The organism is Sphingobium sp. TA15 (assembly GCF_037101235.1).
GTDB lineage: Bacteria > Pseudomonadota > Alphaproteobacteria > Sphingomonadales > Sphingomonadaceae > Sphingobium > Sphingobium indicum.
In genome coordinates this window covers 1,308,500-1,323,657 of record NZ_AP025355.1, presented here as the reverse complement: position 1 = coordinate 1,323,657, position 15,158 = coordinate 1,308,500, and the positions used below count along the sequence as shown (strand labels likewise).

The following is a 15,158-nucleotide window of genomic DNA, read 5'->3' as shown; positions in this document are numbered from 1 at the left end:
ACGATGAACAAGATCAAGCCGTTCTCCGCCGCTGCCCTGGCGCTGACGCTCGCGGCCTGCGACATGGCGCCCCGATATGTGCGGCCGGCCCTGCCGGTGGCGGGGGCGAGCCCGCAGGGGCCCGCCTATCCGGCTGGGCAGGGGCAGGCGATCGTCCCGGCGGACACGGGCTGGAGGGATTTCTTCGTCGATCCCCGGTTGGCGCGGGTGATCGAAACGTCGCTGGCGCATAATCGCGACCTGCGCGTGGCGCTGGCCAATGTGGAGCAGGCGCGGGCGCAATATCGGGTGCGGCGGGCGGATATTTTCCCGACGCTGAGCGCCAACGGCAGCGCCACCTATCAGGATACGCCCTTCTCCCAGGTCGGGACGGGCCGGACGGACATCTATTCGGCGTCGGTCGGCGTGTCCGCCTGGGAAATCGACCTGTTCGGGCGGTTGCGCAACCTGAGCAGGGCTGCGCAGGAGCAATATTTCGCATCGGTCGAGAACCGCAACGCGGCGCAGACCGCTCTGATCGCGGAGGTCGCCAATGCCTGGCTGACGATGGCGGCGGATCAGGAGCGGTTGAGGATAGCGCGGGATCTGGAAAAGGCCTTCGGACAGACGCTTGACCTCACCAGGGCGCGCTTCGCCAAGGGAATCGCGTCGGAACTGGAAGTGCGGCAGGCGCAGACCAGCCATGACCAGGCGCGGTCGGACATTGCCGAGGCGACGACATTGGTGGTGCAGGACCAGAATGCGCTGAACCTGCTGGCCGGCGCGACCGTGGCGGGGGAGGACTTGCCGGCGGCGATGCCGGAAGGCGACGTCACGCTCTCCGGCCTTCCGGCCGACCTGCCTTCCACGGCCTTGCTGCGCCGTCCGGACATCATGGCGGCGGAGCATCAGTTGCTGGCCGCCAACGCCAATATCGGCGCGGCGCGGGCAGCTTTCTTCCCGAACATCTCGCTGACCGCTGCGTTCGGAACATTGAGCCTCGGCCTATCCAATCTGTTCAAATCCGGCAGCGACACCTGGTCCGTGGCGCCTTCCGCCAGCCTGCCGATCTTCGACTTCGGCCGCAACAGGGGCAATCTGCGCTATGCGCGGGCGACCTATGACGCGATGGTCGCGACCTATGAGAAAAGCGTGCAGACGGGCTTTCGCGAAGTCGCCGACGCGCTTGCCCGGCGCGGCACGATGACGCAGCAACTGGAGGCGCAGACATCGCTGCGGGATGCGGCGCGGGTGAGCTATCGCCTGTCCGAAGCGCGGTTCCGCGCCGGCATCGACCCTTTCCTGACCACGCTCGACGCGCAGCGGACGCTCTACAATGCGGAGCGGAGCCTGCTGGCGACAAGGCTGAGCCGCGCCGCGAACATGGTCGAACTTTATCGCGCTATGGGTGGCGGCCTGAAATAACTTTTTGGCCGCAAGCGGCGGGAAGGCGGCCATGCGGGCATGGTCCATGGTGCCTTTCTGGAGCATCCGCTTAGAAGGGTGCGATAGCAAATCCTGGAGCGCGCGCCCTCAACTCAGCGCGCCCAAGGGTGGAAGGACAGGCATGACCTACGCATATCGGACGATGGATTCCCCTGTCGGCGAATTGACGCTGGTGGCGGGCGAGGCGGGGTTGGCGGCGGTGCTGTGGCAGGATGACGATCCCCGGCGGGTGCGCCTGGGGCCGCGGATCGAGCGGGGCGATCATCCGGTGCTGGAGGAAGCCGGGCGGCAACTCGGCGAATATTTCTCCGGACAGCGGGAAGCGTTCGACCTGCCGCTCCATTTCAGCGGCACGGATTTCCAGAAAAGCGTCTGGGCTGCCCTGCTGACCATCCCCTTCGGGGAGACCCGCAGCTATGCCGACATCGCCCGCCAGATCGGCAAGCCGTCCGCCTGCCGCGCCGTGGGAGCCGCCAATGGACGAAACCCGATTTCCATCATTGCGCCCTGCCACAGGGTGGTCGGCGCCGATGGCGCGCTGACCGGCTTTGCTGGCGGTCTGAAGGCCAAGCGCTATCTGCTTGGCCTGGAAAGAAGATTTCCGTGAGATCCATCGGGGAAATGGCGGGAAAATGGCGCACCCAAGAGGATTCGAACCTCTGGCCTTTGCCTTCGGAGCAATTTAACCCAAGCATCCGAAAAATGCGATAGGGCACGCCACACTACGATAAGCATCTGAAACCACTAGATGTTTCTCGAATTTGCGCCGAAACCTATATCCGCAATTTCGCTGCGATTTCCCCTTGACTGCTTCCGTGGTGCTTCCGCGGAAGCAGTCCGATAGCGAAGGATTGGGTGATGGTGAAGCTCACAAAACGGACCGTCGATGCCGCCAAGGTTAGCGACAAGGACTATTTCATCTGGGACGACGATCTGCCTGGTTTCGGGCTTCGCGTCTTTGCTTCCGGCAAACGCAGTTACCTCGTCCAGTACCGCGCCGGTGGACGCAGCAGACGCTACACGATCGGACTGCACGGGGTATGGACGGCAGAGACGGCCCGTCAGGAAGCCAAAGTGCAACTCGGCCGGATCGCACACGGCGATAATCCCGCCGAGGAACGTCAGCTTGATCACAAGGCGCTTACTATCAAGGAACTCTGCGCCCTCTACGTCGCGGACCTGAATGCCGGCCTGATTCTCGGCAAGGGCGGGAGGCCAAAGAAGCAGACAACCATCGTCACCGATTCAGGGCGCATAGAACGCCACATTATCCCGCTTCTCGGGGCGCGGAGGGTGAAAGACCTGACCAAGGCGGATGTGAACAAGCTCATGAAGGACATCATCGCTGGCAAAAGCCGAATCTCGGTGAAAACGAAGAAGTTGCGTGGCCGCGCGATCGTTCGCGGCGGTCCTGGCACGGCCACACGCACGATCGGTCTGCTCGGCGGCATCCTCACCTATGCTGTCGATGCTGGTATCATCGAGACCAATCCGACCCATGGGGTGAAAAAGCCAAAGTACGCAATCCGAACCCGGCGGCTCACCGAGGATGAGTATCGCACGCTCGGAGAAATGCTGCGGGAGGCCGTAAAGACCGAGAAATACGCGACGACCGTGGAAATCATTCGCCAGATCGCGCTAACCGGGTGCCGGAGAAGCGAGATCATCGGTCTGAAATGGGCAGAGGCGGATACGGCATCCAGTTGCCTTCGCCTATCCGACAGCAAGGAAGGCGAATCTGTTCGACCAATCGGGCTTCCCGTCGTCGAATTTCTCGATGAACGGCGCAAGGTGCTGGATGGTAGCGTGGGAACCTATGTCTTCCCCGGTCCTCGCGCGGAAGACGGCGCCTTCGGAGGCTTCCCGAACCACTGGGAGCAGATTTTCAGGAATTCGGCGCTCGCCGACGTCACGCCGCACGTCTTGCGCCACAGCTTTGCCAGCATCGCAAACGACCTCGGCTTCACCGAGGTCACGATCGCAGCGTTAGTCGGGCACGCAAAAGGGTCGGTCACGAGCAAATATATTCATTCGCTCGACACCGCCCTCGTCATGGCGGCCGATACTATCGCAGGCTACATCCAAGGCTTGCTCGACGGAAAGGCATTCAAACAAACCGCCTATGCGCTCGATCGCGATTCCAGGAAGGCGGCGCTTGAGCGGTTCCTCTCGCGGGCAATCAACGGAAATAACGATGAGCGCGTCGCGGCATGAAATACGTCATGTGTGAGTGTCATGCCCAATAATCATTGAGCGTTATGGGAGAACCTCGAAATTTGAGCTTAAATCCCGAGGTTCTCTTTGGCGCATTGTCGGCTTCAGCGTCTGGCCCCTGTCAGCCAGCGCACAATGCGACCCACAACGCCCTCTGGCGCTTTGGATCGCTTTGCTTCAAGCGATGTCGCAACTGGTGCATGCGGCTCAGTCACGCCGTAGAAGCGCGCCTTGGCCGCGCGATCCCGGTGGCGTTCGGCTTCGACCTGTTCGTCCGTCCATGGCCCTGCCTCAATCACCCGCCCCCGCTTGATTACATAGTGAGAGCGGCAAGCGAGTGTCCAATTTCCGATGGACGGATTGAGTGACACCGTTTCGCCGTCAAACGTCATCTTCCAGTCGGTCGGCGTGAATGGCGTCACCACCTCCTCGCCGCAGCCGCAACAACAGCTATGAGCGGCCGTTCCATATTCCATCGAAATATAGAGTACGCCGGGTTCAAGCCTATCGGGAATGTGTTGCACGAACCGATGTTCGAGATGGCCGTGCCGCATCATGGGACGTCACCATTGAGCAGCATATTGCCGTCCGTCGTATAGGTGCAGTGATGTTCCTGCTCCAGGTCACGGTAGAATCCGCGCAGCTTCTTCCACTTGACTACCGCCAGCACCGCATTGAGCGCATTCAAGTCGGCGACCTGAATGTTTGACGCATAAATATCCTTTTCGCCGCCGCCGACGAAGGAAATGCGACCCTGATGGACGTGATCACGCTTTTCCGGCGTGCTGGTAGTGACCCGCAGAATGCCGCCCAATGAACCTTCGTCGAGTTCCAGCCCCATGCCCACATCGACAAAGGGCACGCCCAAAGTCTCCAGCTTTTCGACAACCAGACGCTTCTCCTCGCCTGCATCCATGCTGAGAAATGCGAAGGTAATACCGTCGAGCAAATGCAGATTGTCTGCGCTCAGCGCCTCGGCATGGGCGATGATCCCTCGGCGCATCCTTGAATAGATACCCTTCAAGTAATCGACCTTTTTGGGGGCTTCGCGAAGTTCCTCGATACTCGGTGCACCAGGGGCTCTGAAGGCGTTGTGTTGCAGGAATTCATCGCCATCAATGAGCCGGATCTCACGAGCCGGGGTCTTGGCGACAAAATCCAGAATGTAGGACCCAGTGCCACCGAGGCCGATAATCGCTACAATCTCGTCCTCCAGCTTCTCGGTCAGAGCGCCGATGCCCACGCGGTCCGAGGCTGTTTCGGTGTAGTTGAAGACACTGTCGTCCTCCGCCTCTGGCGTCCTGAATGTCCGCGGTGATGTCTCCGGCTTCAGAACCTCCGCAGGCCCCGACAGGATCGCGGCATAAGTGGCCATCTTGTGGAAGTAGTCAGTGTAGCCGCCTTCCGGCTTGCTCGAAAACGAATGCTTCGCCTTCAGTCCGTGCCCGAGATTGAAATCCCCAGACTGGTGAGAAATCTGCTGGATGGGCGTCCCATCGGCACGGCAGGGAAAGTCGCCGTCAAAATGGATCACATGGGTATCGGGGGTGCGAGTCTCATCTCCAGCCATCGTCAGGCTGGAGATGAGCGTTCCGGTTCGCACCTCCCGTTGAGCATTGACGTAGGGCACCTCCCGCATCACCAGGAACCCGCCCCGGATCTGCACGAAGTAGCCCTCGTCGCGAAGACGCTTGAGGTCGGCGTTACGACTGAACGGTGCGGGTGACATTGAACACGGTTCCCTTCTTTTTCACTTCGACACTGCCCCCGGCACCAAGTTCGCCGGCATGCGGCGTCGAGGCGGCGTGGCGGTAGGTCATCGAAAAACGACGTTGGTTTCGTGCGGACCGGGAAAGGCCAACTGCACAACTTGCTCGAACGTCACCTGCTTCTCGTCGACTTCGCGTGGCCGCGAATTGACGATGATCTCGAACGTCTTAGGAGGCCGGGGCGCGGTAATGAACCGTTCGATGCCAGGAGCAGTGAGATCAATGAGATCGGCGGGCTCGATCAGCCGATCTTCGCCTCCACGCACCTCCAGGAAGACCGCTTCATCTTCGCCGATATTCGCCAGCGTATAGAGAATAACGCCCCCGATCGCCGGCTTGCCCCACTCGAGCTGATGATCGTTCAGCGTCAGTTTGAAGTCGCGGTCGGTCTGGAAGGCGACGAACCGTTCGGCACCCCGCTCGCGCAGATCAAACGGCTCATCAAGCCGGACATCCTCGAAATCACCGGACGGCAGGATAGCAAAAAGACTGTAGCCATCATGCGGATCGCGCCCGGCAGCAGCCAGAATCTGACGGCCCAGCGGCACGGGATCGGCAACATCGAGGTCGCGGAAGTTGAGGCCGTCCTGTGCGAAGCGGATGCGATAGCCCCGCGCCGGGCGCAGTGCCCGGCCTTCGCGCAGGGCTTCGCCCAGGTCGTCAAAATCGAGAGGTTCTTCGGTATTCATTGTCGTTATTCCTTAGAGTTTGGCCTGGCGGCGCCGGCCTCTAAGGGATCAATCGGTGCGACAATGGCCGACCGGTAAGGTCAGCCGAAATTTTTTCTGAGAGTACCCGCCGGTGTTGGGCCGCATATGAAAAATGCCGGGCAACCCGGGCATGTCCGGCCGGAGGGGGCGGCCGGGAAATTACCAGCACGAATTCGTCCCAGAAATCCAGAGAGCTTCTCTTGCCGATTCTGAAGCTTCTTGGCCGTTAGATCGACGGCGCGAATGGTCTGATCGGATAGATGGACGAGTTCGACACTGGCGCCGGGAAAAGCCCTTTGTGCCGCCAGGAGGAAGGCAGCAACGCCCACGTCATCCATTTCGGCGGCGCGAAAATGTCCTGTTTGAACCCGCCGAAGCGTGCGGCTGCCATCAGACTGCACCAAAACCTCATCTGGGCGCACGATAATTTCCTCGGTGCCAAACGCAATGCTGAGAGCCGCAGGCGCCTCTGGCGTGTGGCCCTCGCGCGCCGCGAGGAAATACTGGATCATTGAGGTGGCGAACCCCTTATACTCCGAGACATAACCGTGATCCGCCAGTCCATGCGCAGCAAACGCATTGGCGATCTGCCTTTCCAAGTCGCCTTCTCCGCCGATGATGCGCGCGTCAGCAATCACGGTCTGGAAGACGGTTCTGACCGCTTCGTGCATCTGCATGAAGGCCGTTGCCGTCCGACGCCCGCCGACCTGGAGGACGTGGGTGTAGAAGAATCGCCTTGGACAGCGTTCGTAGAGCGCAATCTGCGCCCCGGTAAATCGAAGGGCACCATCGACGACAAGCGTGACGTCACCTGCCTCAGGTGCGGGCGGCAAGGTTTTTGCCGGGTTGACCTTCGTTCGCGCCAGCCCCGATCCCACCCTATCAAGAAAACTCGACAACGGCCGGTTATGGCCATTTGATTTCTGGGTCGGTGCGTACAGAAACAGGCGGTCGCGCGCACGAGACAGCGCGACATAGAACAGACACTCCTGTTCCTCGGCATGACCTGCGCGGAAAACATCGAGCGCACGGCCCTCAGCTCCTTCGACCATTCCATCTGGCGGCGGGCACGGCGGTGCTTGTGGCGTCCTGGGAATGGTATCGCCATTGAGACCAGGCACATGCACGACGGGAAACTCAAGTCCCTTTGCCCCGTGAATGGTCATCAGCCTTACAGCATCAAGCCCCTGTGCGGCGGCAGGCAGCTGCCGCAGATCACGATCGTCGCCCAACCGCACAAGCCTGCGCACCCGATCAAGGAGCCGAACAATGGGGAGTCCCTGACCACCGGGCTGCACGCGCAGGAAATTCATGAACTGCCAGATCGCAAGGCCACGGGTGCGCTCGGCGATGTCATTCGAACCACCGATACGTGCCGTGATACGGGTCCGATCGAGCAACAGCGTGGCCAACACCGTCCAGGGCGAGGCGCTCTGGTCGAAGCCGCGCATCGCGGCTGCAACAGCCCCCAATGCCACGCTCCCCGTCTCTGACAGGCCGGTGATCCCACCTAATTCGCCCAGCCATGCCCCCGGAATAGAGTCCACCGCGCGCAGGTGATCAAATAGCGCGTCAACATCGGAAAGCGGCATCGCGAACTCGGACATGCACGCTGCACGAACCAAACCCATCGCTCGCCGATCGGTGAGAATTGTCAGCAACGACAAAAGCTCTTTGATTTCTGGCCGCTCGAAAAGACTGCCCAGAAAAAGAACCGGAACGCCAAGCCGTTCCAAATCCTGCCCAAGCTCTGAGAGCTTTTCATTTCCTGTGCAAAGCACAGCCTGGTCACGATAGGTGTGCCCGGCCTGGCGCATTTCCTCGATTGCATCGGCAAGCGCCACCGTCTGCTGTGGCGATTGATCGACCGTGCGGAGTTGAGGAGATGCCCCGCACCGGCCACGTTCGGATTCGAGGCCGCTATCTTGGTCTCCAGCCTTCATGCGAATGGCGAAGGCTGAGAATGCCTGCACCACTTCATCGGCCGAACGATAATTGCGCTTCAGGCGGCCACGCGCACCACCGGGAAAATCGGACGTTCCGAAGCGCGTCATGTTGAACGATGACGCACCGCGAAACCGATAAATTGACTGCTTGGCGTCTCCGACCACCCAGAGATTGCGTCCATCACTTCGCAGGGCCGTAATCAGGCGGACACTGCTGCGATTCACGTCCTGATATTCGTCGACCAGCACATGGTCATATTGCGCTTGAAGATGCGCGCGGATCTCCAGATTCCCTTCGAGCAGGCGCACGGGCATCGAGACAAGGTCGCCAAAATCGACACAATGCGCCTGCCGCTTCAATCCCTCATAGGCCGCGTAGACGCGGGCGACCTCCTCTGCCCGCTCAGCGGCCTCGCGATCCTCTGGCGTTACTGCGCTCACAAACATCGCTTCTGCCAGTTCGGCATAGCGTACTTCGTTGACTACCTCGTCCTTGGCGCGGGAGATCGCCGCCAGCATGTCGGCGATGATCTGTGTCGGATCATAAAGGTTGCGATAATGGTTGAGGCCAAGACGCGGAAATTCGGCTTCAAGAAGCTCGACCGCCTCGGTCCGATCCATCATCCGAGGATCTTTTGGCAGGCCCAGTTCGATGTGAAACCGTCTGATAATATCGAGACCGAAGGCATGAAACGTGCCGATCCACATCGCCGCGGCGGCAACCTTGTGCTTGCGGCCAATCCGTTCCGCCATCTCACCGGCGGCCTTGTTGGAGAAAGTGAGGAGCAATATCCGTCGTGGATCGACGCCTTCTGCCAGCAGTCCCTCGACACGGGCAGTCAGCGTCTGGGTCTTGCCGGTGCCTGGTCCTGCTTCGAGCAGAAATGCCTCGCCACGATGCGCGGCTGCGGACGCCTGAAGCGGATTCAGGGGACGTTCGATGGTTTCAGTTTCGGCCGCAGCTACTATTTCTGGCAGCAAGAGAGCGTCGAAGAGCTGCTGGGCAACCAGATCGAACGGTGCCCCAATCCGCGCTGCAATCTCGGTCGCGGTCTGACCATCTTCAAGGTGAAGTTTGCGGACGAGTCCGCGCGGCAGAAGAAACTCGCGCGCGAACAGATCCATCTGGACCTCGCGCCTCTGCCGGCGTCCATAGTCAACAACCCGATCAACGCCGACGGGCGAAGGTTCTGCCGCCCTTGCCAGATCGATGTCGCGCGCCGGCTCATCGGCAACATCGTCACCAAGTTCGATGTGGCCTATTTCATGGGCGACGAGAAATGCCCGCTCGAACACCGTCCCAATATTTTCATGCAGGATGAGGCAGTCTGCGGCAACGACGGTTGCCCGGCCGCCGTCAAGCATTACCGAACCCGCAGCGGTCGGTTCGACATCCAATCCGCGCCGCTGAGCTTCGGCAATGGCAAATTCATAAGGTTGCCAAGGATCATGGCCCTTCACAACGGCCTGCCGGTGAAGGTCGGCTGCAATCTGTCTCGCCAGCTCGACCGCGTCCATCCTAGTTGCCGTCCGCCAGCAGGGCCGTCCGCTTTTCTTCAGACACGCCAGCGTCGATCAGCAGCCGCTCAAATGTTGCAGCAGTTTCCGCCGACGGCTTTCCGTCTGACTTGTAGCTGCGCGCAAGCACAGCCCCTGATGGCAGGGTGAGCGTGCTCACCAACAAATCAACCGTACAATTCAGAGCAGCTGCCATGCGCGTGAGGAAGCGCCTTGGGACAGAAGTTGCCACAACGCGACGCTCCCGAAAGGCTGTCACCACTTGCCGGGGCACATCCAATTGCACGGCGATCTCGCGAAGTTGGGCAACCGACAAATCTGCCAGAGGATCTTTCGCAGATTTCGTTTCGATCGGCATATGCTGCTGCCATGCCGCTTCAACCATGGCCTGCTCTTGGAGAGACATCGGCCTCTCGGCTCCATGAGGAACGCGAGATAACTCTCTCGATAAGTCCACCAACTCGTTCGAAAAATGCGGGTACTCACGCAGGTAGCGCTCAAGGATTTCGCGGCCATGGTTGGGTTCGACCGCAAAAGCGTCGAGCACATCTTCCCGCGATGGTTGATGAGCGTTGGGATTCATGGCTCTTCTCCTGACATGGCCGCTCGAATTGCCGCAAAGGCCTTGTCTCTATGTGTCCGGATAGTTTTCTCCGATTTGCCGAGCGCCTTGGCGATAGTGACAGCATCGGCCTCCTTGGAGTCGATGGGGACGCCCTTTCGCAACATTTCGATGATCCTCATTTGTTCCGGTGGTAGAGCATCAATCGCCGCATCCAGACGAAACCGGTAATCCGCGCCGTCGATTTCCGAATCCGAGGACCAATCGAAACTGCCCGCCGCCCTCTCAACCTCTTCAGAAGGCTCACCTGTCTCCTCGTCGAATTCCAGTGAAGTTGACCGGTTTTCGTCGCGCCAAGCCTGCTCCTGGGCATCGCGTCGCAAGCTTGCCAGCGCGCCATCGAAGCGCACTTCAAAATAGTCCAGTTTTTCAGAATATTCGCTGCGATCAGCCGACAAAAGCTCAATAAATCGCCCGAACACCCTGTCACGAATGACGCTGTTGGTCAGTGACGTTGTCGTGCCGTCCGCACTCTCAGCCCTCGGCAGAGATCGCAAAACCCGCTCGGCTAGAACCTTGTACAGCCGGTCGAACCCGGCAGTGGAATTGTCCGCGCGGCTGGCCCGCACGAAATAGACCAAGCATTCGCTTGGTACATAGCCGGGATCATCGCGGCGGAGAATTTGAATGCGGGCCAGGAGATCATCCCGCGATAGGCCTTCCAACTCGACCAACTTGGCTTCGATCTCCGGAACGCGCGTATAGAGTTCCTCTGTGCGGAGCCTCTTTTTTCTGAGTGGCGTTACCAATTGCCCCTCCATCCTTCATGCCGCACCGATCCAATGCGCTGTCCAACATCAGCCCACATCATCGCGCGAATACCTTTTCGAGATCGGCCAGAAGCGCCGCGCGCCTGGCGTCGGGGAGCTTGGCCAGATTATCGACTTTCCATCGAACCGCCGGCAGCGTGTCGGCTCCCGGCACGCCCAAAAGCGCCCAATCCGGTTCACCAGCCTTGAAGGAGAGAAGAAAGCGGCGGTGAGGTTCGGGCATTTCGCCAACGATCCGGGAAATCAGTTCCTCACGGACTGCATAAAGCCCATCAAGAGCGACCTCGTCCTGCGTCATTCCGACAAAGCCAGTGTCGAACTCATGCTGCAAATCCTTCCGCCGTGGCGCGAGGACTTCGGCCATCGGCCGATTGTGGCTCAGCATGTAGACGATGAAGGCGCGGCGCAGTTCGTCGGAGATTCCCTCATTGGCCAGCAAGCCTTGCACGTCGAACAGGTCGCGGGGATGCTGCCGGTCGAGCGCGGCCACTATCTTGCCCGCGTAGAGATCCGGGAAGGATACGACCGCAATTTCGGCATAGCCGAATGCGTCTTCGACATGCTCGCGCACGCCGCGCTTCTCGGGTGGATAGACACAGCCGCGCATGACCGGCGTTACTTCAATCTTGATCTGAACGCCCGAAGCACCGACCAGGATCTTGGCGATGCTCCCTTCACGGTGGAGCGGCACGAGTTGTGTGCGACTGCGCGGGATACCGGCTTCAATGGTCCGGGCGATCCGACGCATGGCTGCGTCAATGTTCGAAAGCGAAGCCGCCCTGTCCTCGACCGGCAAGTAGGTCAGATCGATATCGACCGACAGCCGGGGTAAGTCGCGGATGAACAGGTTGATTGCGGTTCCGCCCTTAAGCGCGAATGCGCCCTCCGCGGCGACGAACGGTAGCGTCTGAACGAGCAGACCGACTTGTGTTTGATAACCTTCAGCCGCCGGCATCGAGATTCTCCGGCACCGTGATCTGATATTTTGGATCATACCGGCCACCCGGGACGATCTGGCGCTTGCCATGGCCAAGCTCGATCCGACTGAGATCCAGTCGGCCAAACCACGAATGTCCCTGGCGCTCCGCGAACCACAAAAACAACCGTTTTACCTTGACGCTCTTGCACGCCTCCAGAACCGCCTGAACTCGCCGGGGACTGAGCGTTCTCGCCGATTCCATCAGCACATCGGCCTGATGGAAGGTGTCACGATCAGGCAGTTCATCGAGAAGCTCGCAAAGCGCGCGCTCCGGCGCGGACACGTCAAGCTTCCAGCCCCAATGTCCCCATTCGATTTGTGCGAGACCCGGAGCGCCGCGCTCGAAAAGCCGTCCCCCCTTATGCTCGACCAGTCGGGCATCGCTCGCGATGCGCTGCACCCAGCCGGGCAAGGCCTCAAAAGCGTAAAGATGGATAGTCGCAGTTCCGGAAAGCCTGAGGTAATGGGCCAGCCCGTGCAACTCCAGAGCCGACCGACCGCCCACATGCACCGACTTTTCGAGCAGCCGCTGGAGCGATATGACTATCCGTTGCCAAGGGACCGTCGTTTCAAGACTTGCCGATGGGCGTCGATAGACACCTCTGACGACGCTTTCGAGCCGTCCCTGGGCAACATATTTCTCACGCCACTGGCGCCGGTATCCATGGCCTTCAAGCCAAGGCGTATCGACCACCAACCCCTCGGGGAGCAGACGGTTCAGTTGGTTTATCTTTTCATTCTTTTGAGCTACCATAAGTAGGTAAATATAGCAGATTCGCAAACCGGCGGCAAGTTTATGATTGTGCCCATCTCACCTATCTTTCGTAGGCATAAAACGGAGCATATCAAACCGCGCCCGAGATTGCCTCTCTTGCAACGGTCGTCCTTCAGGCCGAGCTGCTGGCTTCGCTGAATCCCCGAAGCGGGTTTTCCCCAATTCGGGCAAGCATCCCTACTGCCGAGCCAATTAGCCAAACAGTACGAAGTGTTAAGGCAGCACCAGCCTAACCGACTGGATGCCGCGAAAGTTTTCGATCGCCACCGAGCGTATCTTCACCGCCTGAAGAAAGGCATCAGCCATAGGCTGCCCTGACGACGCTCTGCGCGAGCCATGTCGGAAGCTGCGGCGCGGCGGCGACCAGTTCACCGAATTCGCCAGGCGCCATCTTCCGCTTCAATGTCGTGAGCGCAGCTTCCGCTTTCTCGGGGCCGAGCCAGGCCAATGCCCTGACAGCCTCGCCGGCCGGCCGGTTGGCCAGGGCCAATTGCCAGCGCGGCGCGTGCCGCAATTCCACGACCTGCTTGCCGAGGTGCATCTTTCGGCTGCGCCCGGACGTCAGATAGACCGACCGGACAGGCACCTGCGTCATCAAGCCAAGAGCGTTTGCCGCAGCGGCGCCGTTCGAGACGATGATCTCCCCCCGTTGGGTTGCGAGGGCCTTGACGGCCAGCTCGACCGAGGGTGTTCGCGTGCCGAAGCGGCTGGCGACGGGGCGCAGATAGACGCCGCGGCCGGCGCGGATAAGCTGCCCGCGCTCGGTCAGGCGCGACAATGCCTGATCCACGGCCGCCCGATTTCCGAGGTGGAGCAACCCTTTGGCAGACACAGGTACGCCTTCGGGCAACCCCGTTGCATGCGCCAGAACCTGTTGGGTCAGCCGTGTCATCATCATTCTTCTGTCAGAAATATATACGAGTTTCTGACAGAAATTAATCCCGATCAGGCTCGGCTGATTGGGAGTCAATGGCCCGCTGATTGGAAGGCTGGGCAGGGGGAAAGCCTTCCCCTGCGGCCGAGTCTTGCGTCTCTGCCGACCCCTTCTGCGGGGAGACCCCGCAACGCCCCCTGAGAGTAAGAGGGCGGAGGGTTTTCCGTGACGGGTTGAGGGCTGGAGAAGAGGTCTCCGGCGCCCGTCGTGGAGATTGGTCCCATGAATGTACAGGTTCTGGATGGCCGCCGTGACGCGAGCGGCGGCTACAAGGTGGATGTGACCCGTGGCGAGCGGATCGGCCGCGTGTCGTCGGAGTGGTTCTCGCGCCCAGCGGATGAGCGCTATCTGTCTTTGAACGAGCTGGCCCGCTCGGTGCGAGATCGTGCCGACCGCAGCCGGACGCGGGTGGTTGAGAGCGCGCTCATCCATGTCGAGGCGAGTCGCACCGATCCCGAGCGACTTGCCTTGATGTTGCCTGGCTCCGACACGCCAGCCGCACCAACGCACTGGAGCTTCGGCCAACTGGCTGCCCAAGTCGGCGCACCGGCTGCCTATCTACGCCAGCTCCCGGCGGCGCTCGCCGGCATCAACCTGCAATACGGTCTGACATCCAATCGCGCCGAACAGATCAAGACGCTGGAGACCGACGATGGCCGCGTCGAGCTGCGCGCCGTCACCGGCCCCGACTATGGCCGGATCTTCGACTACGAACTGGTCGAGGCCGTGCAGCGCATCGCAGGCAACGGCACCGGCGACACCCGCTGGAAGGTGCCGGGCGTTCTCGATTGGTCGACCGGGATCTACAATCCCCGCGTCGATATTTCCAAGGACACAACGACGCTCTACGCCTCCGACCGCGATGTGTTCCTGTTCCTCGTCGATGACCTCAACCCCATCGAGGCCGGTCGCCTGCCCGATGGTTCGCCGGACCTCTATTTCCGGGGCTTCTATGTCTGGAATTCGGAAGTCGGCGCCCGGACGCTCGGTATGGCGAGCTTCTATCTGCGAGCGGTATGCCAAAATCGAAACCTGTGGGGCGTGGAGGATTTCGAGGAGATCACCATCCGCCACTCCAAATATGCCGCCAATCGCTTCGCTCACGAGGCGGCGCCGGCGCTGCTGAACTTCGCAAACTCCTCACCGATGCCCTTCGTCAACGGCATCAAGGCCGCCCGCGAGCGGATCGTGGCAAGGACCGATGAGGATCGCACCGACTTCCTGCGGCGGCGCGGATTCTCGAAGGCGGAGACGGGCAAGATCATCGACACGGTGTTGGCGGAGGAAGGCCGGGCACCAGAAAGCATCTTCGATTTCGTGCAGGGCATCACCGCCGTCGCCCGCGATAAGTCCCATCAGGATGCCCGCCTCGACATGGAGGCAAAGGCCAAGAAGCTGCTCGATCGGGCGGCCTGAAAGCCGTGAAGCCGGGGATGCGGATTTCCGTATCTCCGGCTTTGCGCGTTCGTGCTTTTCCGTTTCATCGGTTTTCTGGC

12 protein-coding genes and 1 pseudogene are annotated in these 15,158 nt (G+C 60.6%); 4 read left to right on the top strand and 9 right to left on the bottom strand.

The window, feature by feature from the left end; genetic code table 11:
• The first annotated feature begins 3 nt into the window (after positions 1 to 3).
• The 3 genes from Sj15T_RS06695 (at position 4) to Sj15T_RS06685 (ending at position 3,639) form a co-directional block, all read left to right on the top strand.
• The gene (locus Sj15T_RS06695) at positions 4 to 1,404 is read left to right on the top strand and encodes an efflux transporter outer membrane subunit (protein ID WP_041386447.1); all 1,401 of its coding nucleotides are present in this window, start codon (positions 4 to 6) and stop codon (positions 1,402 to 1,404) included.
• Positions 1,405 to 1,546: 142 nt separating this feature from the next.
• Entirely contained in the window at positions 1,547 to 2,032 is a 486-nt protein-coding gene (locus Sj15T_RS06690; RefSeq protein ID WP_013040338.1) for a methylated-DNA--[protein]-cysteine S-methyltransferase, read from the top strand.
• A 251-nt stretch (positions 2,033 to 2,283) separates the two neighbouring features.
• Positions 2,284 to 3,639 carry a site-specific integrase gene (locus Sj15T_RS06685; protein ID WP_013040337.1) on the top strand — a complete coding sequence of 452 codons (1,356 nt, stop codon included), beginning with the start codon at positions 2,284 to 2,286 and terminating at the stop codon, positions 3,637 to 3,639.
• 104 nt (positions 3,640 to 3,743) lie between these two features.
• On the opposite strand, the gene Sj15T_RS06680 is transcribed toward Sj15T_RS06685, so the two are convergent.
• The 9 genes and pseudogenes from Sj15T_RS06680 to Sj15T_RS06640 form a co-directional block, all read right to left on the bottom strand.
• Positions 3,744 to 4,196 carry a DUF6527 family protein gene (locus tag Sj15T_RS06680; RefSeq protein ID WP_013040336.1) on the bottom strand — a complete coding sequence of 151 codons (453 nt, stop codon included), beginning with the start codon at positions 4,194 to 4,196 and terminating at the stop codon, positions 3,744 to 3,746.
• The gene (locus tag Sj15T_RS06675) at positions 4,193 to 5,368 is read right to left on the bottom strand and encodes a ThiF family adenylyltransferase (protein WP_013040335.1); all 1,176 of its coding nucleotides are present in this window, start codon (positions 5,366 to 5,368) and stop codon (positions 4,193 to 4,195) included. Before Sj15T_RS06675 ends, Sj15T_RS06680 begins: the two co-directional genes overlap by 4 nt.
• Positions 5,343 to 6,097: pseudogene (locus Sj15T_RS06670) on the bottom strand (multiubiquitin domain-containing protein). The gene Sj15T_RS06675 and the pseudogene Sj15T_RS06670 overlap by 26 nt, the downstream one beginning before the upstream one ends.
• Before the next feature lie 80 nt (positions 6,098 to 6,177).
• The gene (locus Sj15T_RS06665) at positions 6,178 to 9,582 is read right to left on the bottom strand and encodes a UvrD-helicase domain-containing protein (RefSeq protein WP_013040333.1); all 3,405 of its coding nucleotides are present in this window, start codon (positions 9,580 to 9,582) and stop codon (positions 6,178 to 6,180) included.
• Position 9,583: 1 nt separating this feature from the next.
• On the bottom strand, positions 9,584 to 10,165 hold the full coding sequence (locus tag Sj15T_RS06660; protein WP_013040332.1) for a hypothetical protein: 582 nt from the start codon (positions 10,163 to 10,165) through the stop codon (positions 9,584 to 9,586).
• Positions 10,162 to 10,953, bottom strand: a complete 792-nt coding sequence (locus Sj15T_RS06655) for a DNA-binding response regulator (RefSeq protein ID WP_197532064.1) — start codon at positions 10,951 to 10,953, stop codon at positions 10,162 to 10,164. Before Sj15T_RS06655 ends, Sj15T_RS06660 begins: the two co-directional genes overlap by 4 nt.
• 58 nt (positions 10,954 to 11,011) lie before the next feature.
• On the bottom strand, positions 11,012 to 11,929 hold the full coding sequence (locus Sj15T_RS06650) for a nucleotidyl transferase AbiEii/AbiGii toxin family protein (RefSeq protein WP_013040330.1): 918 nt from the start codon (positions 11,927 to 11,929) through the stop codon (positions 11,012 to 11,014).
• Positions 11,916 to 12,707 (bottom strand): type IV toxin-antitoxin system AbiEi family antitoxin domain-containing protein, encoded by a 792-nt coding sequence (locus Sj15T_RS06645; protein WP_013040329.1) that lies wholly within the window; start codon positions 12,705 to 12,707, stop codon positions 11,916 to 11,918. The genes Sj15T_RS06650 and Sj15T_RS06645 overlap by 14 nt, the downstream gene beginning before the upstream one ends.
• A gap of 319 nt (positions 12,708 to 13,026) precedes the next feature.
• Positions 13,027 to 13,620 (bottom strand): DUF6088 family protein, encoded by a 594-nt coding sequence (locus Sj15T_RS06640; RefSeq protein ID WP_013040327.1) that lies wholly within the window; start codon positions 13,618 to 13,620, stop codon positions 13,027 to 13,029.
• A gap of 264 nt (positions 13,621 to 13,884) precedes the next feature.
• Here Sj15T_RS06640 and Sj15T_RS06635 point away from each other — a divergent pair, with 264 nt between their 5' ends.
• A complete protein-coding gene (locus Sj15T_RS06635) occupies positions 13,885 to 15,078 on the top strand; it encodes a hypothetical protein (protein WP_013040326.1) in 1,194 nt (397 codons plus the stop codon).
• Positions 15,079 to 15,158: the final 80 nt, after the last annotated feature.